Origin of the sequence: Rhodanobacter ginsengisoli, from assembly GCF_042657065.1 — a bacterium.
Lineage (GTDB): Bacteria > Pseudomonadota > Gammaproteobacteria > Xanthomonadales > Rhodanobacteraceae > Rhodanobacter > Rhodanobacter ginsengisoli.
The window spans coordinates 495,261-517,405 of record NZ_JBHSNF010000003.1 but is presented as its reverse complement, the minus strand read 5'-3'; the positions used below and the strand labels follow the sequence as shown (position 1 = coordinate 517,405).

Here is a 22,145-nt window from a genome sequence, read left to right as displayed (position 1 = left end):
GGAGTGCAGCCATGGATGGCTGCCTTTGTGCGCAGGGACGGCGCGCTAATTACTTTTCAGCTGCCACGCGGGTTGGACCCGTGAGGCGCGGAAGGTGGGATAGAGGCCGGCCAGGGTGGTGGCGACCACCGACACCAGCAGGGTCAACATCAGCAGCGGCAGGTCGACCCGCGCCAGCGAGGCGATGTCCCTGGGCAGCACCCAGCTGACGCTGGCCACGCCGACGCCGGTGAGCAGCAGGCCCAGCACGCCGCCGGTCAATCCGATCATGCCGGCCTCGATCAGGAACTGCGCGTAGATTGCCGCCCGTGGCGCACCGAGCGCGCGTCGCACGCCGATCTCGCCGCTGCGGCGCAGGAACTTCGCCAGCAACAGGCCGGCGGTATTGACCAGGCAGGCCAGCAGCAGGCCCAGCGCCACCAGCAGCGACACCTTGGTGTCGCTGGGCACCACATGCTGGTTGTCCAGCCACGCCGGCACGTCACGCAGGCGATTGTTGGTCGGCCAGCTGAAACGGCCCGACTCCCGCTGTTCGCGCGCATAGCCGTCGAGGTATTGCCGGTAGGCGGTCACCGCCGCGGCATCGTCCAGCTCGGCCATGAAGGCGATCCACACGCAGTTGGATTTCTGCAGGCCGACAAAGCCCGACTCGGCCGGCACCGCATTGCAGTTGGTGTTGCCGTCGTTGTTCATGTCGACCGCGATGGCGCGTGTGAACGGCAGGAACACATCCTCGACGCCGGTGGAGAAGCCGCCGCTGTTGACCACGTCGAAGAAACGCGGCTGCGGATTCCAGTCGTTCATCACGCCAACCACGCGGTAATCCTTGCCCTCGACGTTGACGGTCTTGCCCACGCTGTCGGCGCCGCCGAACAGCTTCTGGTTGAGCTTGCTGCTGATCACCACCACCGCGGCGCGATTCGCATCGTCGCTGGCAGTCCAGCCATTGCCGTAGAGAAACGGCACCTCGAACATCGGGAAGAACTCGCTGTACACCGCATGCCCGCTGACGTTGATCGGGTGCTTGCCGGCGTCGGCCGGCACGATCGACGGCGAGACCTGGTACATCGCCGATTGCAGCTTTGCGCGGTGATCGCGCATCAGGGCGACCGCGTCGGTGTAGTCCATGGCATTCGGCGGCTCGCCGTCCTCGCCGCGCCCGTTCGGCCCCCACATGTCGATCTGCGGCACGAACAGCTTCGACGACTTCCATGGAATCGGGTCGCCCGACACGGCGCGGAATACCGACCAGGTGGTCATCGACGCAGCCACGCCGAAGCCGATCGCTAGCACCATCAGCGCGGTGAGGCCAGGGCTGCGTTTGAGGCTGCGCAGGGCCAGTTCAAGGTAGTAGGCAAACATCCCGTCTCTCCGTTGTTCATGTCCACCCTGCCAGCAGGGGGAAGTAAAAACTCACACGCTCCGCGTCGCCTCCACCGGCGATACGCGAGAGGCACGCAGCGCCGGCGCGAACACCGCACCCTGCCCAAGCAGCAGCAAGGCGAGGATGCCGATGCCTACATAAGCCAGAGACATCCGATCCATCTCGAAGCGCGTCACCATCCACAGGTTGATGCCGAGCGCCAGCACCGCGCCCACCATCACGCCGCCGAGACCGATCAGCAGGTTCTCGGTGAGGAAGTAGTGCAGGATGTTGTTGCGCGTGGCACCCAGTGCACGCCGCACGCCGATCTGCTTGCGCCGCTGACCGACCCAGAAACTGGTGAGTCCGACGATGCCCGCCGCGGTGATCGCCAGCAACACCACGCTGATGATGCCCATCAGGATCGCCATGCCGCGGTCGCTTTCGAAGACCCGGTGACGAATCTGCGCGTAGTCGAGTACACCATCCTTCGGATCGATGATGCGCATGCGACTCTGTGCGAACAACGCTTTGGGCGCCTCGCGCATCGCCGCGGCGAGCTGACCCGGCTTGGCACGCACGATGTAATAGATGCCGCGCGCATCATCCGGCCGCGCCGGCCAGATCAGCGACTGCCCGGCATAAGCCTTGTTCCACGAAGACACTCCCTGCCGGTGCAAGCGCTCGACGATGCCGATGATCGTGCTGGGCGTCGCGCTCATCGCATAGAAGCTCTTGCCCAGCGCCGAGCCATCCGGAAACAGTCGGTCGGCCAGCGCCTGGCTAACGATCACCTGCGGCGGAATGACCACCTCCTGGGTACCCATCACAAGGACTTCGCCGGGATGGAAGTTGCGTCCCGCGACCAACCGCAATCCGAGCGTGTCGAGCAGATGCTCATCGCCTATGTACACCGCTGAATCGGTGGTCGGCTTGACCTGGTCGGGCGTCATCGTGATGAAGTTGTCCCAACCCCCGCCCTGCAGCGGATAGCCGGTGGAGGGAGCCGCGTCGCGCACGCCGGGCAGATTTCGCAGCGCAACCAGGTCGGCCCGCACCTGTGCATCGACCTGCTGCGTCGACCAGTCGGCGGCCCACTGATTCTGGATCACGAACACGTCAGCCTCATCGACGCCACTGCGCGCGGACAGATTGGTCAGTCGCTCGTGGATGATGAACAGCGCATTGCAGACGATCGCCAGGGTCAGCGCGATTTGCAGCGCGATCAGCACGGTACCAGCCTTGTGACGGCGCAACGCGATGAGGATCGGTTTGATCTGAAGGTTCATCGTCATCACCGTCAGTTGGACTTCAGTTGCCAGGCCGGCTGCACGCGTGCCGCGCGCCAGGCCGGATAGAATGCCGCGAGTACGGTCGCGACGATCGCCACCAGCAGGGTCAGCCCCACCAGCTTGAAATCGAGTTGCGCCAGCTTCGCGATCTGCGGCGGGAACAGCACGCCCACGCCGGACACACCCATGGCGGTAAGCAGCAGGCCCAGCACTCCGCCAGCCAGACCCACCGCGCCCGCCTCGATCAGGTATTGCGTGTAGATCTCCCGACGCGACGCGCCGAGTGCGCGACGCACGCCGATTTCGCCGGCGCGGCGCAGGAACTTTGCCAACAGCAGACCGACAGTGTTGATCAGGCAGATCAGGAAGAAGCCCAGCGACACCAGCAGGGAAATGCGGCTTTCCGGCGGCACGACATGCTCGTGGTCGAGCCACTGCATCACGTTGCGCAGGCGCACGTTCGGAGCCCACGCGAAACGGCCAGCCCGTTGCTGATCGGCGGAATAGCTTTGGAGAAAGCGCTGGTAGCGCGCGACGGCGGCGGCGCTGTCCAGTTCCACCCACGGGGTGATCCACACGCAATTGCTCTGCAGGTAATCTTCCCAGGTCGTGAAGGTGAGCTTGCCGCGGCAGCTGTTGCGGCCGCCCGGGCGCATCTTCAGGTCCAGCGCGCGGGTGAACGGCATGTAGAAGTCCGAGGCTTCCTTGAAGCCACTGGTACTGAACAGGTCGAAGAAGCGCGGCGAGGGGTTCCAGTGACGAGTCACGCCCACCACACGATAGTCGTGGCCGCTGAGGTTGACCGTGCGGCCCACGCTGTCGACGCCGCCGAACAGCTTCTGGTTGAGCTGGCTACTGATCACCACTTCGGCACCGCGTGCCTGGTCGTCCTGCGGGCTCCAGCCGTTGCCGTACTGGAACGGCACCTCGAACATCGGGAAGAAGTCGCTCCCGACCGCGTAACCGGTTGCGGCAAGGGGAAGATCACGGCCACCATCCGGCATCACCGACACTTGAACCAGGTACAGCAGGGTCTGGCGCTTCGCTTCGTGCGCACGCATCAGTGCCGCCGCATCCACGTAATCCAGCGCTTCCGGCGGCTCGCCCTTTTCGTTCTGTTGGGGACCCCAGCTGTCGACCTGCGGGATGAACAGCTGCGCGGATTTATCGGGGATCGGATTGCCCGATACCGCGCGGAACACGGAATACGTGATCATCGACGCGGCCACGCCGAAGCCGATCGCCATCACCATCAGCGTGGTGAGTGCGGGATTGCGGCGCAGGCTGCGCAGGCCGAGTTGAAGGTAATAACCGAACATCCGTCGAACCTCTGATCACATAAGGCATTGCATCGTCGCGAAGCGCTTCGGCAGCCGGGCTCCCGCCCCGAGTACGCCAGAGCGCGCGCGATCTTCCTCACCCCCGCCTGGACTCAGCTGTGGCCGTGGGTGGCTTCGGCGGCATGGGCGTGGAAGCGCGGCTCCTCCGCCAGATCGACCACCTGGCCGTCGATGATGTGCACGTTCCGCTGGGCACGCGCGGCCAGCTCCGGGTCATGCGTGACCATCACGATGGTGGCGCCGTCACGATGGATTTCTTCCAGCAGTTCGAGCACCCCGCGGGCCATCTGGGTGTCCAGGTTGCCGGTCGGCTCATCCGCCAGCAGCAGGCGCGGGCTGCCGGCCAGCGCACGGGCGATCGCCACGCGCTGCTGCTGACCGCCGGAGAGTTCGGCCGGGTAGTGCTTGGCGCGCGAGGCGAGGCCGACGCGTTCCAGCGACTCCATGATGCGCTGCTTGCGTTCGGCCGACTTCATGCCGCGATAGCGCAACGGCACCTCGATGTTGTCGAACACGTTGAGGTCGGGAATCAGGTTGAACGCCTGGAAAATGAAGCCGATCTTCTCGTTGCGGATCTTCGAGCGGGCGTTGTCGTTGAGGTTGCTGACTTCGACGCCGTCGAGGTGGTACTCGCCGCCACTGAACGTTTCCAGCAGGCCGGCGATGGTCAGGAAGGTGGTCTTGCCGGAACCGGACGGACCGGTGACGGCGACGAACTCGCCCTCTTTCACGTCGATGTTGAAATCGCGCAGTGCGTAGGTCTCCACTACTTCGGTGCGGTAGACCTTGGACAGGTGGCTCATCTTCAGCATGGCTCGGGTTCCTTCGGTGGTGGAGTCTGTGGACCCTTCGCCTCGCAAGGAGAAGGGAAAATCATCGTCAGTTGCTGATCGCGACGCGGTCGGCGCCCTTGAAGTTGTCGGTACCGGAAATCACGATGCGGTCGCCTTGCTTGAGGCCATCGAGGATCTCCACCTTGTCGATGCTCGAGGCGCCGACGCGGATCGGTGTCTTGGTGGCGATGCCGTCACGCACCACGTAGGCGTAGCTGCCGCCGGATTCGTCGACGAACGAGCCGCGCTGCACGGTCAGCACGTTGTCGCGCTTGTCCAGCAGCACGCGCACGGACAGGCGCTGGTTCTGCCGCAGCTGCTTCGGCGTCTCGCCATCGAAGCGCAGCCGCGCGGCGACCTGGCCGTTGACGACCTCGGGCGAGATCGCGCTGACGATGCCCTTCCAGGTATGGCCGTTGCCGCTGATCTCGCCGGACATGCCGATGCCCAGATCGCGGGCGAAGCTTTCCGGCACCTGCATCTCGACCTGCAAGGCGGACAGGTCGATCACGCTCAGCAACTGGGCATCCTTGGCCACGGTGGCCTTTTCGGCGATGAACAACTGGCCGACCTGGCCATCGACCGGCGACTTCACGTCGAGATCGTCGACCTGACGCTTGAGATCCTGCACCAGCAGCAGCTGGCGATCGTGGGCCAGCTTCTTCGACTGGATGTCGAAGTTGAGGCTGGCGTTGTCCATGCCCAGGTCGGAGCGGGCGTGCACGGCGGCGATGTTGGCCTTGTCCAGCGTGTCCTTGGCGCGATCCACGTCCATGCTGGGCACGGCGCCCTGACTGAACGCCTTCTTGTAACGATCCAGGTCACGCTGGGCGGTCTGCTGGTCGATCCGCGCGTTGTCGAAGGCTTTCTGCAGCGCCGAGCGCTGCTTGCGTGCATCGATCTGGGCGCGCAGGTAATTGACCTGCATCGCGTCGGCGTTGCTTTCTTCCTGGGCCAGCTTGTTGGTCAGCTCCGGACTCACGATGGTGGCCAGCACCTGGCCTTTCTTCACCGTATCGCCGGCGCGCACCTTCAAGGTCACGGCGCCGCCGGAGGTGGCATACAGGGTAGGACTGACCGCCGCGACGACCTTGCCCTCGGCCGCGATGTCGCGCACGAACAGCCCGCGCTCGACCGTGGCGAACGACAAGCGTGAACTGCTCACCGACCCGGAAGCGGAAAACAGTCGGCCAATCCCCGGCGCCAGCCACGCCAGCAGCACCAGCACGGCTACGCCGGCTCCCACCAGGATCAGCTGGCGCTTGCGATTGGGTTTGACCTCGACCAGTCGGTCGGATCCGGATGTGTCACGAATCATCATGTGGCCCCTGGCCGCGTACAGTGCGGCTGCACCCGGATACTGCAATCCGTGTGCCACACATCATGAATCGATAAAACACGTTTTATTTCAATGTTTTGGATGATATTCGGCGAGGCCGCGCAGTGTCCGCGGACAATCCTCGGACAGTCGGACGGACTGCGGACACCCGCTCAATCGCACGGCGTCCGCCAGCATGATGCGGCTTCGGCGCGTGCGATCAGCCCCGCCAGCTGCCGGCCCAGCGGCGACACGCGGCGGCTGACGATCTCGCCCCCCAGCACCTGCAGGCCGCCCAGCCACCGCACCTGAAAGCACAACAGCTGCGCACCGAGCGGGCCCGATTCATGCGGCCGTCGCGGCGCGGGCATGGTGGTGGCCGGCCCGGCGCAGGCCAGCAACGCATCCCACGCGAGGTAGTCGGTATCCGGCAGCAGATACAACCGCGCGCAGGTGTCGCCACGCCGGTCCACGCATTCGATCCACTCGCGCGGGCCCTCGACCGTGATCGAGCTGGCGGCCACCAGCCGGCGGATCCGCAGCAACGGCGCCAGCAGCAGCGTCTCGACCAGCAGGCCCGGGGGCATCTCCTGCGCCGGCGAGCGAAATCCCCACATCGGCACATAGAGCACGCATCCCAGCGCGGGCAGACCTTCGATCAGCTGCGCCGGCGGCAGGCGCAGGCGGCGTCCACAGATCGCGCTGGCGGTCCCTTGCGGGGAGAGCTCCTGCAGGCGCCGGCTCAACGGATTGAACATCGATCGCCCCCGCCGGAACAGCCCGCCCGATGGACTGGCGCATGCGCCGGTCCGCGACGCGCAGCCAAAGCCTGACCTGTCCGGAGTGCCACTACTTGGTCAGGATCAGCTTGTCGTTGCGGGTCAGGCGCAGGTGGTATTCGCAGCCCTGATGCTGGATCACCAGCTCGCGCGCGCCATCCAGCAGCGACTGGCTCGTGATATGCCGCGCGGTCGGAACGGCGGAAAGAACCGGCGACGGCAGAGCCTGGCGCGATGGCGACGAGGGCGACGATGAGCGCAAGGACAGGATCGACATGGGGTCTCCGCAGCGGGTCAGTGACGATCAGATGATAATGATTCTCATTTGATAGTCAACCGCCCGGCAGCATTGACCGCCCGCACCGGTTCAGGCGCCGCCGATCGCCTGCCGAATCCGCTGCGCAACGGGGGCGTCCAGCCGGGGCAGCAGCTCCAGCGCGCCCAGGTTGTGCGCCAGCTGCTCGCTCCGGCTGGCACCCAGCATCACGGTGGACACGTGGGGGTTGAGCAGGCACCAGGCGATCGCCAGCTGCGCCAGGCTGCCGCCCAGTTCGTCCGCGATCGGCTGCAGCGCGCGCACCTTGCGCAGGCGTTCGTCGCCCTCGCCCAGCACGCTCTCGCGCAGCCACTCGTAACCGGGCTGGGCCAGGCGCGAGTCGGCCGGCACGCCGTCGTTGTACTTGCCGCTCAACAGGCCCGAACCCAGCGGCGACCAGATCGTGGTGCCCATGCCGTAAGCCTCGTACAGCGGCGCGTACTCCTGCTCCACCCGCTCGCGATGCAGCAGGTTGTACTGCGGCTGCTCGACCACCGGCGCGTAGAAATGGTTCTCGCGCGCAACGCGATGGGCCTCGTGAATCGCCTCGGCCGGCCATTCGCTGGTACCCCAGTACAGCACCTTGCCCTGGCGGATCAGCGTATCCATCGCCGCCACGGTTTCCTCGACCGGGGTCTCCGGATCGGGCCGATGGCAGAAATACAGATCCAGATAGTCGACCCGCAGTCGCTGCAGGGCCTGCTGGCAGGCTTCCATCACATGCTTGCGCGACAAGCCGCGCTGGGTCGGCAACGGCTTGTCCACCGCACCGAAAAACACCTTGCTGGAGACGCAGTAGCTGTCGCGCGGAAAGCGCAGGTCGGCCAGCACGTCGCCCATCACCTGCTCGGCCACGCCGTTGTTGTAGGTTTCCGCGTTGTCGAAGAAATTGACCCCGCGATCGTGCGCCAGCGCCAGCATCTCGCGCGCCTGCGCGCGGCCCACCTGGCGGCCGAACGTGACCCAGGCGCCGAACGACAGCGCGGAAAGTTGCAGGCCGGACTTGCCAACTCGACGGTATTGCATGGGGAGCCTCCTGGAAGGGGAAACGGCGGATCCCGAACGGGACGTCCTGCGGCCGCAGGGAAGCGAAGCATGACAAGAGCCACACTGCCGCGTCCAATTCCCCCGCACCATGCAGCCGGGACGGTTTGATCGGCGCTATCCTTTTAGGCCCCTGGCAACCTGCTGAGGAGTACGTCATGTCCAAGATCAATGGCTGGGCCGTCACACAGGCAGGCAAGGCACTGGAACGGCAGACTTTCGAGGTGGGCGCACTCGGTGCCGAGGAGATCGAAGTCGCGGTCGACTATTGCGGCGTCTGCCACTCCGATCTGTCGATGATCAACAACGAGTGGGGCATGTCGCGCTACCCGTTCATCCCCGGCCACGAAATCATCGGCCGGGTCACCGCCGTGGGCACCCAGGCCAAGGGGCTGAGCGTGGGCCAGCGCGTCGGCATCGGCTGGACCGCAGGCAGCTGCATGCATTGCCAGCCATGCCTGTCCGGCGACCAGAACCTGTGCAATGAACTGGTGGCCACCATCGGCAGCCACCACGGCGGTTTTGCCGACACCGTCCGCGCACACTGGGCGTGGACGATCCCGCTGCCCGAGGGCATCGACCTGGCCAGCGCCGGCCCGCTGCTGTGCGGCGGCATCACCGTGCTCAAGCCGTTCCTCGAATACGGCATACCGCCCACCGCCCGCGTCGGCGTGGTCGGCATCGGTGGGCTCGGACACATGGCGGTCAAGTTCGCCGCCGCGTGGGGTTGCGAGGTCACCGCGTTCACCTCCACCGCAGCCAAGGCAGACGAGGCGCGCGGCTTCGGCGCGCACCGCGTGGTGGCCAGCCGCGATGCCGATGCGATCGCCGCGATCGCCGGCACGCTGGATCTGCTGCTGATCACCGTCAACGTGCCGATGGACTGGAACGCCCTGCTCGGCACCCTCGCGCCAAACGGGCGCATGCACGTGGTTGGCGTCGTGCTCGAACCGATCCCGGTACCGGCGTTCACGTTGATCGGCAAACAGCGCCAGGTCTCCGGCTCACCCACCGGTTCGCCGGTCGACATCGCCCGCATGCTCGCGTTCGCCGCCCGTCACGACATCCGCCCGCAGATCGAGATGTTCCCGATGTCGGGGGTCAACGAGGCGCTGAAGCACCTGGAAGAAGGCAAGGCGCGCTACCGCATCGTGCTGGAAGGCGGTCGCTGAGCGACGGCCGCGTTCGGCAATGTCGGGCCTCAGCCGACACAAGGCATTCGAAGTGCACTCCGAACCCGGCTTTCCACCCGGGTGCTTCCCACCGCATCGTCTGTGAATCCGCAACCGATGCACAGGATCTAGTAGATCCAGGGGATCAGCCGTTTCGTGTGCCGGCAATACTCGCGATACGCGTCGCCCAGTCCCTCGGTCAGCGCCATCTCCTCTTCGCGGATGCGATGCAGATAGATCGCCGGCGTGACCAGCACGATCAGCAGCAGGCTCAGCCAGTTCCCGAGCGCAAGCCCGAAGCCGGCGAAACCGATCAGCGCGCCGAGATAGCTCGGATGCCGCACATGCCGATACAGACCCGTCGCCTTCACCTGATGATCCGCGAGCACTGCCACGTTCGGCGTATGGAATCGACCCAACTGCGCAATCGCCACCGAGCGCAGCACGATACCGATCGCCATTACCAACAAGCCGACGACCTGCCCCGCCGGAAACACAAAGGCGCCGATCGAGGTAAAGGCGAGACCGATGCCGACCATCCAGACCAGCGGCCCGGCAATCATCAGCAGCCGCAGCGAGGAACGATCGCGATTCTCCGCCCGTCCGCTCTTGCGCCGGAAGACCACGATGGCATCGATGGATATCCACGCAAACAGCAGAGCAATGGCGACGTCGCGCAAGATCGGCATGAAGACTCCCGACTTCCCAAGATTGAATCAGCCACCCGACACAACGACGAAGCGCGAACTGCGCCTTGCGCGGCCGGTTCCGCTTTGCCCAGTGTAGAGGTCAACCGACGAATTGAGGCCGCGGGGTCGCCATCCACGCGGTTCTACGCCAAGAGTGGAATCCGGCCCGATCCCACCAGGGCGACGCGGCCCGGTGTCTAAGGAACCCGCAGCGGTCCGCTTGCACCTTCCCGATAGGCCTCGGTCGTGACGCAGCTGACGATCCTGCCCTGCTCCATGGTGGCCACGTGGTCCACCAGGCTGGACAGGCCGCCGAGCCGGTGCGTGATCAACAGCACGCTGCGGCCCTTCATCGCGATGGCCAGTGCCTTGTACAGCCGGGCCGCGGTGCCGGCATCCAGACCTTCGGTGGGTTCATCCAGCAGCAGGATCGGCGCATCGGCCAGCAACGCGCGGGCGATGGCGATGCGGCGGGCCTCGCCGCCGGAGACGCGGATGCCGTTCTCGCCGACCCAGGTATCCAGGCCGCGCGGCAGGCTGGCCACGTAGTCGTCGAGCTGGGCCTGGGCGATCGCATGGTTCAGCTGCTCGTCGGAGGCTTCGGGCCTGGCCAGTCGCAGGTTGTCCCGCAGGCTGGCGTCGAACAGATACGGCTGCTGCTCGACCACCGCGATGCGCGCCCGCACGTCGTCGCCGTGCCAGTCCGCGAGCGAGGTGCCCCCCAGCGTGATCGACCCCTCGTACGGGTAGAGCCGCGTCAAGGCACCGACCAGGCTGCTCTTGCCCGCGCCGGAGGGACCGACCACGGCCAGGCGGCGACCCTGCGGCAGGTCGAGATCGACGCCAGCCAGCGCCCAGGCATCATCGGCGGCGTAACGCAGCCTCAGGTCGCGGATCGTCAGGGAGTTGTCGCCGATCGGCGGCGACGGCGACGACGGCTCGATCACCGGTGGCGGGGTGTCGGCCAGCGCGAACACGCGGCGGGCGGAAGCGAGTGTCGCACCGAGCTGCGCCCAGGCCTCGGGCAGCGGGGCGACCGCCTCGAACGCGGCCAGGGCGAGCAACACCAGCATGGTCAGCGCCGGTGGCGCGAGTGCGCCGGCCTGCAGCGCGGGCAGGCCGAACGCCAGCGTGCACACGGCGGCCAGCTGGGCACTCAGCATCACGGCGGCACTGCCCTGCGCCTGCAGCCGGTCCACCTGCCGCTGTGCCTGCTGTTGCTGCCCGGCGACCGCGGCCAGCTTTTCGGCATGGGCGGATTCGGCACCGTACAGCGCCAGCTCGGCGCGCCCGCGCAAGCCGTCGGCGGCCAGCGAGCGCAGGACCTCGGCGTGTGCCACCATCGCCGCGCCCGGTGCCCGCCCCCGGCGCAGCGTCCACCATGGCAGCAGCGCACCGGCGAGGCCCAGCAGCAATACCAGCAGCAAGCCCAGCACCGGCAGGTAGAGCATCGTCGTGACAAGCACCACCAGCGCAACCACCACGGCCACCAGCAGCGGAATCAGCGCCCCCAGGTAGGCGTGCTCGAGGGCATCCACGTCGACGCGCAGGCGCGAGAACAGCTCGGCGCTGCGCAATCCCCCCAGGCCGGCGGGTGCCAGCGGCACCAGCCGCCCGAACAGCCACACGCGCAGTCGTGCCAGCACCCGCAACGTGGCCTCGTGGGTGATCAGCCGTTCGACATAACGGCCACCGGTGCGCAGGATCGCCAGCAGCCGGATCAGCGCCGCCGGCGTGTAGTAGTTGATCGCGGCACCACCGGCGCCGACCAGCGCCATGCTGGTGATGAAATGGCCGGAGACCGCCAGCAGGCCGATGCCCGACAGTGTACTCAGCACGGCCATCGCGGCACCGGCCGCCATCCAGCGCCGCTCGTGACGGATCAGGCCGAACAGGCGGCGCAGCACGCGCAAGGCACCCGGCGGAGCCGGCGGCAGGTGACGGGGGCGATCGTTCATGCGGCGCGATCCGCCGCAAGCAGGCGGGCGAACGCTCCGTGCGCGGCGCGCAGTTCCCCGGCACCGCCGACTTCCACGATCCGTCCATCGGTCATCACGGCGACGCGTGTCTCGGCCGCGATGGTGTCCAGCCGATGCGCGATGCGGATCACCGTGCGCCCGGCAGCGAGCTTTGCCAATGCCGCGTCGATGACGGCTGCCGTGGCGCTGTCCAGATGCTGGGTGGGTTCGTCCAGCAGCAGCAGCGGCGCATCGCGCAACCAGGCGCGGGCCAGTGCGAGGCGCTGGCGCTCGCCGCCGGACAAGCCCTGACCATGTTCGCCCAGCGGCGTGTCCAGCCCCTGCGGCAGGCGGGCGATCACCGGCACCAGTGCGGCGGCCCGCACGGCCCGCTCCAGCCGGGCATCGTCGGCGCCGGGGGCCGCGATCAACAGGTTGTCGCGAAGCGTGCCGTGGAAGACATGGGCGCGCTGCGACAGCCAGGCGATGTGCCGGCGCCACGAGGCCATGTCCAGCGTCGCGAGGTCTTCGCCGTTGACCAGGATCCGCCCCCGCTGCGGTACGCCAAACCCCATCAGCAGGTTGAACAGCGTGCTCTTGCCGCTGCCGCTGGCGCCGACCAGGGTCAGCTGGGTGCCGGCGTCCAGCCTCAGATCGAAATCGTGCAGCACCATGCGATCGGACGTGTAGCCGAAGCCGACCTGCTCGAAGGCGATGCCGACCCGCGCCGCCGTGAACGGGCGCGGCGATGACCTGGCCGCCGTCGTCGGGGTTGCCGCCTCGACGGGCGTGGCCAGCAAGGCGATCAGGTCCTCGGCCGCGGCGGCGGCCTCCATGCGCCGGTGCCGCTGGGTACCCAGGGCGCGCAACGGCAGGAACAGCTCCGGTGCCAGCAGCAGCACGAACAGCCCCGGCTCGAACGCGAGCGTGCCCCACATCAGGCGAAAGCCGATCAGCACCGCCAGCACGGCGATGCTGATCGTGGCGAAAAACTCCAGCACCAGGGCAGACAGGAAGGCGATCCGCAGCACCGCCATGGTCTCATGCCGATAGGCTTCGCCGGTGGCCGCCAGCAGGGCCTGTTCGCGCTCCGTCGCCCGGCACAGGCGCAAGGTGGTCAGGCCGGACAATGCGTCCATGAAGCGCGCGCCCATCCGTCGCAGGCGCGACCAGCGGCGCTGGCTGGCCTGTTCGGCGGCACGCCCCACCAGCACCATGAACAGCGGAATCAGGGGCGCGGTCACCAGCAACACCAACGCCGACCATGGATCGGCGGGCAACACCGCGAGCAGGATCAGCGCCGGCATCAGCGCGGCGAAGGCCACCTGCGGCAGGTAACCGGCGTAATAGGGAATCAGCGTTTCCACCCCGTCGACGAAGCGCGTGACGATGTCGCCGCTGGATTGCCGGGCGGCCCAGCGAGGCCCCAGCAGGCGCATCCGCTCCTCCAGCGACAACCGCACGCTGGTGCTGACCCTGGCACCGGCCTCGAACGTGACCCGTCGCTGCCACAGGACGAGGGCGAAGCGGGCCGCGGCCAGCAGCGGCAACGCGGCAACGGCCGGCCACAGATCGGCCAGCCGTCGTCCGGCGAAGATCGCCTCGGCCAGTACGTGCGCGAGCAGCCACGCACCGACGCACATCAGCACCGCCTGCGCGGCCCCCGCCGCGATACCGGCGTTCAGCAGGCGACGCACGGGACGGGATTGTTCGCGCAGCCAGGCGGTCACGGGAGAGGTCATCGGGTAGTCCAAATGCAGGGGCCGGCGCGAAGCCGGCCCCCATCACACTAGTTCAAGTGCTCGCGCGATTCACACTTCCGCCGCGCCGGCTTTCGTCTGGTCCGCGGCATGCTCGTCCTGCGCGTCGAGCATGGCGCCGCCGGCAGCGGTGATCAGCACGATCATGCCGGTACCGACCAGCCAGGCGAAATACCAGGCGCCGGAACCGCCGAGCACGATGGCCATGAGGATCACCACCAGGGCAATGACCATGAAGAGAATGAATTGCAGAAAGGTTTTCATGGCGGATCCTCAGTAAGCGTGTTCGTCGGCGGCGACATGTTCGGCCTCGACCTTGCCGCGCATCACGTAGAAGGCCCAGCTGGTGTACCAGAGGACCAGCGGCACGAAGACCGCGGCGAAACCCACCATCCAGGTCAGGGTGAGCTGGCTGGAGCTGGAATTCCACACGGTCAGACTCTGCGCGGGCATGCTGCTGGAAGGCAGCAGGAAGGGAAACAGCGCCACGCCCGCCGTACCGATGACACCGAGCCAGGCCAGCGCGCCCAGCCACCAGGCCAGGTGCGAACGCCTTGCGCCGGCGGCCAGCAGCCCCAGCAGCATCCCGGCAAAGCCCAGCACCGGCACGATCCACAGCAGCGGATGGGCGTGGAAGTTGCCGAACCAGGCGCCGTCGACCAGGGACACCCCCTGTTGCAACGGGGTCTGTGCGACGCCCGGTGCCGGGCTGCCGGTCAACACGAAGCCTTGCATGCCGCGCACCCAGACACCACCGATCGCGAACAGCACGATCGCCAGCGCTGCCGACACGCGGGCCAGCGTGCGGGCTCGTTCGTAGATGGCATCCACCGCGCCGTTCATCACGGTCGCCGCCCCCATGAACACCGACAGTGCCACCGACAGCAAGCCGCACAGGATCGCGAACGGATTGAGCAGGCCGAGGAAGGAGCCGGTATAGGTCGAGGTGAGGTTCCAGCTGAAGTGGAAGGGCGCGCCATGGAACAGGTTGCCGAAGGCCGCGCCGAACACCACCATCGGCACCAGGCCGCTGACGAACAGCGCCCAGTCCCAGGTGCCGCGCCAGGCGGCCGATGGCAGCTTGCTGCGGTACTCGAAACCGAGCGGGCGCATGATCATGCTCCACAACAGCAACAGCATCACCACGTAGAAGCCCGAAAAGGCGGTGGCATAGATCAGCGGGAACGCGGCGAACACCGCGCCGCCGCCGAGCACGAACCACACCTGGTTGCCCTCCCAGTGCGGGCCGATGATGTTCAGCGCGACCCGGCGCTCGATGTCGGTGCGCCCGACATAGCGCAGGATCGTACCCACGCCCATGTCCATGCCGACCATCACGGCCAGTCCGATCAGCAGCACGCCGAGCAGCAGCCACCAGGTGATTTGAAGTACTGCGTACAGTTCCATCGCTCAGCCCTCCGCGTAGCCGGCCATGCGGGCGGCCTGCGATTTGTGATTGACAAGTCGATCGTCCCCGCTCGCATGGGGCTCGTCGGGACCCTGGCGAACCGCACGCACCATCAGATACATCTCGGCGATGATGAAGGCCGTATAGAGGGCCACGAAGCCGATCAGGGAGAACACCATGTAGCCGACGCTGTGGGTGGAAGCGGACATCCACGTGGGCAGCATGCCGTACACCGTCCACGGCTGGCGTCCCAGTTCGGCAACCAGCCAGCCCGTCTCGCAGGCCAGGAACGGCACCGGGATCATCCACACGGCGATCTTCAGGAACCAGCGCTTGTGCTCGATCACGTTGCGCATGCTGTAGAGCACCGCGAGCACGAAGTAGGCCAGCATCGCCAGGCCCATCGCGACCATCGCGCGAAACGACCAGAATATCGGTGCCACCTGCGGAATCGTGTCGCGCGCCGCGGTGGCGATCTGTTCCTCGGTGGCCTTGCTCACGTCCGGCGCGTAACGCTGCACCAGGAATCCATAACCGAGATCCTTCTCGTGCGATCGGAACTGCACCAGCGCCGCGGGATCGCCCGGAGTGGCCGATAGCGTCTGCAACGCCGAGACGGCCGGGATGCCGTCCCTGATGCGCGCCGCGGCGTCCTGCTCCAGCCGATCGACACCCGGCACCGTGCCATCCAGCGAATGGGTGACCAGCAGCGACAACGCGTACGGCACCTGCAGCTGGCCATGGTTCATCTGGTCCTTCTGCGACGGAAACGCGATCAGGTTGAACGGCATCGGCGCCGGCTCGCTCTTCCACAGGCCTTCCATCGCCGCCAGCTTGGTCGGCTGCGCCTGGCCGCCGATGAAGCCGAGGGCGTCGCCCAGGGTGATCACGCCCGCGGTGGCCAGCACACCGAACAATACCGCCATGCGGAACGAGCGCCGGGCCAGCTCGACATGGCGTCGCTGCAGCAGGTACCAGGCGCTGATGCCGGCCACGAAGATCGCCCCGGTGACGTAGCCGGCGATGCTGGTGTGCACGAACTTCGCCTGGGCATCGTGGCTGAAGATCAGCTGGGTCAGGCTGCTCAGTTCCATGCGCATCGTGGTCGGGTTGAAGCTCGCCCCTTCCGGTGCCTGCATGAAGCTGTTGGCGATCAGGATCCATAGCGCGGACAGGTTCGAGCCGAGCGCCACCATATAGGTGACGGCCAGGTGCTGGCCCCGCTTCAGGCGATCCCAGCCGAACACCATCATGCCGATGAAGGTGGCTTCCAGGAAGAACGCCATCAGGCCCTCGATGGCCAGCGGTGCACCGAAGATGTCACCGACGAAACTGGAATAGAAGGACCAGTTGGTGCCGAACTCGAACTCCATGGTGAGACCGGTGGCCACACCGAGCGCGAAGTTGATCAGGAACAGTTTTCCCCAGAACTGGGTGATCTGCCGATAGATCGGCTTGCCGGTGGTGACGTAGACCGTCTCCATCGCGGCGAGCAGGAAGGACAGACCCAACGTCAGCGGGACGAACAGGAAGTGGTACAGCGCGGTCAGCGCGAATTGCCAGCGGGACAGGTCAACGACTGTGATGTCGTGCATGGGGGTGGCTTCCTAACGGGAGTGGGTTACGTGCTTGCTCATCATCATGACCAGGGGGTGCGGGAGTGCTGCGGCTCTGTCGCTGCCTGCCGGAACAACGAGCAGCGACGGCCACGAGGGCGCCGCGGTCGCATGGGACTCGCCGGATCCGGTTTCGATGTACGTCACCTGTTTCCCCAGCGATGTCATCGGCACTTTTCACAAGAATGGCGGTAATGGACTGCGCTCATGCCCGACGCGCCGCAACTGTGGCGAAGTATTCCGCTTCGGGGCGACGAGGTATTTGACTGTGGTCAATCGGAAGGCCATCGGCTTCGCGACGAGGGCCGTGGTTGCCAGATGTCATCCGGGCATCGATGCGCGCGGTTCGCTAGGAAACGGCAAGGCATGCCGCAGATGACGATTCGTCTGCCCCCGAACGAGATGGTTGTGGCGTTTGGTCGCAGGACGGCTGTCGCCGCCGTTGAATATGACCCCGGTCAATTCGACCCGGGCCGTACTTTCGAGAATGCCCCGCGACTCCCCAACAACGAAAGGAAGAAAGTTATGAAGCCTCTGCTCCCGGCACTCATGGCGGCCGTTCTCGCTGCCGGCGCCGTGTCCAATGCGCACGCCTCCGATGATCCGTGGGTGCTGCGCTTCGGCGCGCACGTGGTCAACCCGAAATCCGACAATGGCCAACTGGCCGGCATGAAGGCCAGCATCGCCAGCGATACCAGACCCACCGTCAGCCTGGAGTATCTGATCACGCCGTCCTGGGGTGTCGAACTGCTCGCCGCGGTGCCGTTCAAGCACGACATCAGGCTGGATGGGACGACTGCGGCAAGCACCAGACAATTGCCGCCGACCCTCGGCGTGAACTACCACTTCATGCCGGACGCCAAGGTGTCGCCTTTCGTCGGGGCGGGCCTCAACTACACCTATTTCTTCAGCACCAAAGGCCAGGGGCCGTTGCAGGGCACCCGGGTGAAAATCGACAACAGCTGGGGTGCTGCCGCCCACGCCGGCATCGACGTGCAACTGTCGCCGCAGTGGCTGCTCACGGCGGACGTTCGCTGGATCAGCATCTCCGGCGACGTTCACGTCAACGGGACCAAGGTGGGCACGGCCAAGGTCGATCCGCTGGTCTACGGCCTGAGCTTCGGCTACCGCTTCTGAGGTTTCACCCATCGGCACAGGGACGTGCCATTACACTTCCCTCGCGTGACTTGTCCGGCACGCGGGAACGACCGGCGTTCAGCCCAGCCCATGCAGTCCGGCAGCCAGCGCCAGCGCGGCAAAAATGCCGGCCACCACGTCGTCCACCATCACGCCCATGCCGCCCTTGAGATGACGATCCATCCAGCGGATCGGCCAGGGCTTCCATACGTCGAACAGGCGGAACAGCACGAAGCCGGCGAAAATCATCCACCAGCGGAAACCGCTGGCGGGAAGCAGGGCCGGAACCAGCAGCGGCAGCAGCGCGATCCACTGACCGATGAATTCGTCCCAGACCAGGCTGCGGTGATCGTCCACGCCCAGCGCCCGGCCGGCGACATCGCAGGCCCAGACCCCGACGGCGAAGCCGATCAGCAGCACCAGCAGATAAGCGAGCAGCGGCAACTCGCGCAGCAGCAGCCAGGGCAGCAACGCGGCCAGCGAGCCGAAGGTGCCCTGCGCCACCGGGGTCAGGCCAGAACCGAAACCGCAGGCCAGCCAGCCCGCCGGGGTGGCCAGCAGGGCGCGGCGCTGTGCCGTGCCGAGATGCTTCTTCGGGTTCACCGGAAATGCTCCCAACCCGGCTGAGCGGTATCGATCCACGCGCCGCCGTGGCCGCGCACGCGCACGCCTTCGCCTTCCACGATGCGGCCGATCCGGGTCACGCCGCAGCCGAGCCGGGACAGATCGGCCTGCACCTGGCCCAGCCGACTGGCCGGCACGCTGAAGCACAGCTCATAGTCATCGCCACCGCCGAGGGCGAACTGCAGTGCGGTGGCGTCGTCATGCAGATCCAGCAGCGCCGACGAGCGCGGCAACAGCGCCGCCTCGATCTCCGCGCCGACGCCGCTGGCGGCACAGATATGACCCAGGTCGGCGAGCAGGCCATCGGAGACATCGACGCAGGCACTGGCCTGATCGCGCAGCGCGATGCCGGCCGCCAGCCGGGGCGTGGGGCGATTGAGCCGCCCGATCAGGAACTCGCGCAGGCCGGCACGGCCTTCGTCGTTGCGTACCGGCTGCTGCAATGCATGCAGGCCGGCGGCGGCATCGCCCAGCGTGCCGGTGACCAGCACGGCATCGCCGACCCGTGCACCCGCCCGGGTCAGCGCTCGGCCCGGCGGCACGAAACCATGCACGGCCACGCTGACGGTCAACGGACCACGGGTGGTGTCACCGCCCACCAGCGCCAGCCGTTGCGGTCGCGCCAGCAGCGAAAAGCCCTCGACAAAACCCTCGACGAACGCGCTGTCGGCGCTGGGCAGGGTCAGCGCCAGCAAGGCCCAGGCCGGGCTGGCACCCATCGCGGCGAGATCCGACAGATTCACCGCCAGCGCCTTCCAGCCGATGTCGACCGCAGCGGTGGCGCGCGGAAAGTGCACGCCATCGACGAGGGTGTCGATCGCCACCACCAGCTCCTGCCCCGCCGGTACCGCCAGCACGGCGGCATCGTCACCGATACCCAGCCGCACGTCGTCGCGCGGCTGCGCGGTGCGCTGGCGAATCAGTTCGATCAGGTCGAATTCCATCAGGCGGCCGCCGCGGAATCAGCGCTTGAACATGAGGGTGGGACTGTCGTGGTAGGTGGATTCGCACCACAGCTGGAACCCGGCCTTCTCGGCGACCCGGATCGAAGCCCGGTTCTCCGGCGCGATGATGCACACCACGCGCCGCTCCGGAAACTGCGCGTCAGCCCAGCCGCAGGCCGCCGCCACCGCCTCGCTGGCGTAACCCTTGCCGTGCGCCTGCGGCGCCAGCACCCAGCCGCACTCAAGCATGCCATGCAGCGACGGTTGCAGGTCGCGCCGTAGATCCGCATGGCCGACATCGCCGATGTAGCGACCGCTGTGCTTTTCCTCGACGGCCCAGTAGCCGTAGCCGAGCAGGCTCCACATGCCGCGGTACTGCAGCAGGCGCTTCCAGGCTTCCTCGCTGGTGAACGGCCGGCCGCCGATATGCCGAACCACCTCGGGATCGGACCAGATCGCCAGGCAGGTGGCGTGATCGTCGGCGCGGTGGGCGCGCAGGCGCAGCCGTTCGGTCTCGATCACCGGCACCGCCGCGTCGGCCGGAACGGTAGCGCCCGGCATCAGCCGCGCTTCTCGACCGCGCGCAATTCGGCGGCGAGTTTGTCCAGCACGCCGTTGACGTAGCTGTGACCGTGATCGGCGCCGAAGCGCTTGGTGACCTCGATCGCCTCGTTGATCACCACACGGTACGGCACGTCGGGGCGGAACTTCAACTCGTACGCGGCCAGTCGCAGCGCGGCGCGTTCGATCGGATCGATCTGCGCCACCTCGCGGTCGATGTGCGGGCGCAACGCGGCGTCGAGTACGTCGACGTGCTTCTCCACGCCATGCAGCAGGTCCTCGAAGTACTCGAGGTCGGCCACTTCCATATCCTGCTCGTGGCGGAACTGCTCGATCACCGCATTCATGTGGCTGCCGCTGAGCTGCCAGGCGTACAGCGCCTGCAGCGCGCGGCGGCGGGCGCGCGAGCGCGCCTGCATGTCCAGTCCCTGCTGATGCTGGGCCATCAGAGCTGGCCGTACAGGTTGACCATCTCGAGCGCGGCCATCGCCGCGTCCGCACCCTTGTTGCCGGCCTTGGTGCCGGAACGCTCGATCGCCTGCTCGATGCTGTCGGTGGTCAGCACGCCGAACGCCACCGGCACGCCGGAGCTGTAGGCGGACTGGGCCAGGCCCTTGGCGCACTCGCCCGCGACATAGTCGAAATGCGGCGTGCTGCCGCGGATCACCGCACCCAGCGCGATCACCGCGGCGTACTTGCCGGAGTTCGCCAGCTTGTGGGCGGCCAGCGCGATCTCCCAGGCACCGGGCACGCGCACCAGGTCGATCGCGTCGTCCTTGACCCCGTGGCGCACCAGCACGTCGCGCGCGCCGGCTACCAGCGGCTCGACGACGAAGCCGTTGAAGCGGCCGGCGACGATGGCGAAACGGCCCTTGGGCGTGGCGAAATCGCCTTCGATGGTCTTCATGAATCGGTTTCCTGTGGGCGAGCCCCTGCGGGCCGGGTATTTTACGGGTTTTCGGCGACGTTGACCGGGGCGCATCCGCTGAGGTGCGGATAGTCGCTGACTTCGAGTCGCGCCGCCTGGCCGTCGACGCGCAATTGCGCGGATGCACCGAACGGCAGGGTGAGCAGCTCGGACGCATGGCCGTGCGGCAAGCCGTCGATCACCGGAATGCCGGCCATGGCGCGAATCTGCGTGAACGCGGCGGCCAGGTCGTAGCCGTTGTCACGAGCGCCCGGCTCGCACTGGCTGAAGCTGCCCAGCACCAGCGCCCGCTGCCGGCCCAGCACGCCGGACAGCTGCAACTGGTAGAACATCCGCTCGATCCGGTACGGCGATTCGCCGACATCCTCGACAAACAGGATGCCGCCCTCGATCTGCGGGAAATACGGCGTACCCAGCAGGCTGCACAGCACGGCGAGATTGCCGCCCCACAGCGGGCCCTGCACGTCGATGTCGGCCGCGATCGTGCTCGACCACGCCAGGCTGGCCGTCGGCGAGGTCAGCGTGGTCCAGAACTGCTGCCAGCTGAACTCGCTGCGCGGCTCGGCACCGAGATCCGCCAGCAGCGGCCCGCTGAACGTGCACAGGCCGGCCCGTGCATACAGCGCCAGCTGCAGCGCGGTGAAGTCGCTGTGGCCGACCAGCGCGATGGGTTCGTCGCGCAGGCGCTCGCCCAGCGCGTCGTAATCCAGCTGCGCCAGCAGGCGTACCGCGCCATAGCCGCCCCGGGTCGCCAGGGCGATATCCGGCAGCGTGGCCATCGTGGCCAGCGCGTTGATGTCCGCAGCGCGCTGGGCGTCACTGCCGGCGAACCGCCGTTCGGTGCGCTCCAGCACGTCCAGCCCTTCGACCGTGCAGCCAGCCGCACGCAGGCGTGCCACGCCACGCGTCATCGCGGCGGGGTCTTGCGGATAACCGGAGGGGGCGATCAGTCGGATGCGGGTCATGGGAGTGCGCGTAGGCGTTGAGGAGTGAGTGTGGAGGAGTGAGAAATGAGTGTGGTGCGTGCGAGGGTCGACGAAGGGGCTCTGTCCGGCTCAAAGGC

22 protein-coding genes are annotated in these 22,145 nt (G+C 67.0%); 2 read left to right on the top strand and 20 right to left on the bottom strand.

Translation table 11 applies throughout. From position 1 onward, the window contains the following. Positions 1 to 45 precede the first annotated feature (45 nt). The 8 genes from ACFPPA_RS15725 to ACFPPA_RS15690 form a co-directional block, all read right to left on the bottom strand. Positions 46 to 1,362, bottom strand: a complete 1,317-nt coding sequence (locus ACFPPA_RS15725; protein WP_377321590.1) for an ABC transporter permease — start codon at positions 1,360 to 1,362, stop codon at positions 46 to 48. Between the two features lie 51 nt (positions 1,363 to 1,413). Beyond that, positions 1,414 to 2,652, bottom strand: a complete 1,239-nt coding sequence (locus tag ACFPPA_RS15720) for an ABC transporter permease (RefSeq protein ID WP_377321587.1) — start codon at positions 2,650 to 2,652, stop codon at positions 1,414 to 1,416. Positions 2,653 to 2,663: 11 nt separating this feature from the next. Next, entirely contained in the window at positions 2,664 to 3,974 is a 1,311-nt protein-coding gene (locus ACFPPA_RS15715) for an ABC transporter permease (protein ID WP_377321585.1), read from the bottom strand. Positions 3,975 to 4,087: 113 nt separating this feature from the next. After that, a complete protein-coding gene (locus ACFPPA_RS15710) occupies positions 4,088 to 4,807 on the bottom strand; it encodes an ABC transporter ATP-binding protein (protein ID WP_377321583.1) in 720 nt (239 codons plus the stop codon). 67 nt (positions 4,808 to 4,874) lie between these two features. After that, complete coding sequence (locus ACFPPA_RS15705) at positions 4,875 to 6,146, bottom strand: efflux RND transporter periplasmic adaptor subunit (RefSeq protein WP_377321728.1); 1,272 nt, start codon at positions 6,144 to 6,146, stop codon at positions 4,875 to 4,877. Positions 6,147 to 6,319: 173 nt separating this feature from the next. Further along, on the bottom strand, positions 6,320 to 6,904 hold the full coding sequence (locus ACFPPA_RS15700) for a hypothetical protein (protein WP_377321581.1): 585 nt from the start codon (positions 6,902 to 6,904) through the stop codon (positions 6,320 to 6,322). A 91-nt stretch (positions 6,905 to 6,995) separates the two neighbouring features. After that, positions 6,996 to 7,202: a hemin uptake protein HemP gene (gene hemP / locus ACFPPA_RS15695; protein WP_377321579.1), complete on the bottom strand. Its 207-nt coding sequence runs from the start codon at positions 7,200 to 7,202 to the stop codon at positions 6,996 to 6,998. Positions 7,203 to 7,292: 90 nt separating this feature from the next. Continuing rightward, positions 7,293 to 8,267 carry a potassium channel beta subunit family protein gene (locus ACFPPA_RS15690; protein ID WP_377321578.1) on the bottom strand — a complete coding sequence of 325 codons (975 nt, stop codon included), beginning with the start codon at positions 8,265 to 8,267 and terminating at the stop codon, positions 7,293 to 7,295. A 176-nt stretch (positions 8,268 to 8,443) separates the two neighbouring features. Between ACFPPA_RS15690 and ahr the strand changes: the two genes are divergently transcribed. Further along, on the top strand, positions 8,444 to 9,457 hold the full coding sequence (gene ahr / locus ACFPPA_RS15685; RefSeq protein ID WP_377321577.1) for an NADPH-dependent aldehyde reductase Ahr: 1,014 nt from the start codon (positions 8,444 to 8,446) through the stop codon (positions 9,455 to 9,457). Between the two features lie 128 nt (positions 9,458 to 9,585). Here ahr and ACFPPA_RS15680 read toward each other — a convergent pair whose 3' ends face one another. The 6 genes from ACFPPA_RS15680 to ACFPPA_RS15655 form a co-directional block, all read right to left on the bottom strand. Continuing rightward, the gene (locus tag ACFPPA_RS15680; RefSeq protein WP_377321575.1) at positions 9,586 to 10,146 is read right to left on the bottom strand and encodes a methyltransferase family protein; all 561 of its coding nucleotides are present in this window, start codon (positions 10,144 to 10,146) and stop codon (positions 9,586 to 9,588) included. 197 nt (positions 10,147 to 10,343) lie between these two features. Continuing rightward, entirely contained in the window at positions 10,344 to 12,104 is a 1,761-nt protein-coding gene (cydC, locus tag ACFPPA_RS15675; protein ID WP_377321574.1) for a thiol reductant ABC exporter subunit CydC, read from the bottom strand. Beyond that, complete coding sequence (cydD, locus tag ACFPPA_RS15670; protein WP_377321572.1) at positions 12,101 to 13,846, bottom strand: thiol reductant ABC exporter subunit CydD; 1,746 nt, start codon at positions 13,844 to 13,846, stop codon at positions 12,101 to 12,103. The genes cydC and cydD overlap by 4 nt, the downstream gene beginning before the upstream one ends. 69 nt (positions 13,847 to 13,915) lie before the next feature. Continuing rightward, positions 13,916 to 14,128: a hypothetical protein gene (locus ACFPPA_RS15665; protein WP_377321570.1), complete on the bottom strand. Its 213-nt coding sequence runs from the start codon at positions 14,126 to 14,128 to the stop codon at positions 13,916 to 13,918. Positions 14,129 to 14,137: 9 nt separating this feature from the next. Beyond that, positions 14,138 to 15,271, bottom strand: coding sequence for a cytochrome d ubiquinol oxidase subunit II (cydB, locus tag ACFPPA_RS15660; RefSeq protein WP_377321568.1), 1,134 nt, complete (start codon positions 15,269 to 15,271; stop codon positions 14,138 to 14,140). Positions 15,272 to 15,274: 3 nt separating this feature from the next. Continuing rightward, a complete protein-coding gene (locus ACFPPA_RS15655; RefSeq protein WP_377321566.1) occupies positions 15,275 to 16,867 on the bottom strand; it encodes a cytochrome ubiquinol oxidase subunit I in 1,593 nt (530 codons plus the stop codon). A gap of 387 nt (positions 16,868 to 17,254) precedes the next feature. Here ACFPPA_RS15655 and ACFPPA_RS15650 point away from each other — a divergent pair, with 387 nt between their 5' ends. Beyond that, a complete protein-coding gene (locus ACFPPA_RS15650) occupies positions 17,255 to 18,025 on the top strand; it encodes an OmpW/AlkL family protein (RefSeq protein WP_377321564.1) in 771 nt (256 codons plus the stop codon). A gap of 78 nt (positions 18,026 to 18,103) precedes the next feature. Here ACFPPA_RS15650 and ACFPPA_RS15645 read toward each other — a convergent pair whose 3' ends face one another. Genes ACFPPA_RS15645 through ldcA form a run of 6 tightly spaced genes read right to left on the bottom strand, consistent with a single transcriptional unit; the run spans position 18,104 to position 22,047 of the window. Beyond that, complete coding sequence (locus ACFPPA_RS15645; protein ID WP_377321562.1) at positions 18,104 to 18,628, bottom strand: phosphatidylglycerophosphatase A family protein; 525 nt, start codon at positions 18,626 to 18,628, stop codon at positions 18,104 to 18,106. Further along, positions 18,625 to 19,593, bottom strand: a complete 969-nt coding sequence (thiL, locus tag ACFPPA_RS15640) for a thiamine-phosphate kinase (RefSeq protein WP_377321560.1) — start codon at positions 19,591 to 19,593, stop codon at positions 18,625 to 18,627. The genes ACFPPA_RS15645 and thiL overlap by 4 nt, the downstream gene beginning before the upstream one ends. Positions 19,594 to 19,611: 18 nt before the next feature. After that, positions 19,612 to 20,154: a GNAT family N-acetyltransferase gene (locus ACFPPA_RS15635; RefSeq protein ID WP_377321558.1), complete on the bottom strand. Its 543-nt coding sequence runs from the start codon at positions 20,152 to 20,154 to the stop codon at positions 19,612 to 19,614. Further along, positions 20,154 to 20,600 carry a transcription antitermination factor NusB gene (gene nusB / locus ACFPPA_RS15630; protein ID WP_377321556.1) on the bottom strand — a complete coding sequence of 149 codons (447 nt, stop codon included), beginning with the start codon at positions 20,598 to 20,600 and terminating at the stop codon, positions 20,154 to 20,156. The genes ACFPPA_RS15635 and nusB overlap by 1 nt, the downstream gene beginning before the upstream one ends. Next, positions 20,600 to 21,061: a 6,7-dimethyl-8-ribityllumazine synthase gene (gene ribH, locus ACFPPA_RS15625; RefSeq protein WP_377321554.1), complete on the bottom strand. Its 462-nt coding sequence runs from the start codon at positions 21,059 to 21,061 to the stop codon at positions 20,600 to 20,602. The genes nusB and ribH overlap by 1 nt, the downstream gene beginning before the upstream one ends. A 41-nt stretch (positions 21,062 to 21,102) precedes the next feature. After that, positions 21,103 to 22,047, bottom strand: a complete 945-nt coding sequence (gene ldcA / locus ACFPPA_RS15620; RefSeq protein WP_377321552.1) for a muramoyltetrapeptide carboxypeptidase — start codon at positions 22,045 to 22,047, stop codon at positions 21,103 to 21,105. Positions 22,048 to 22,145 lie beyond the last annotated feature (98 nt).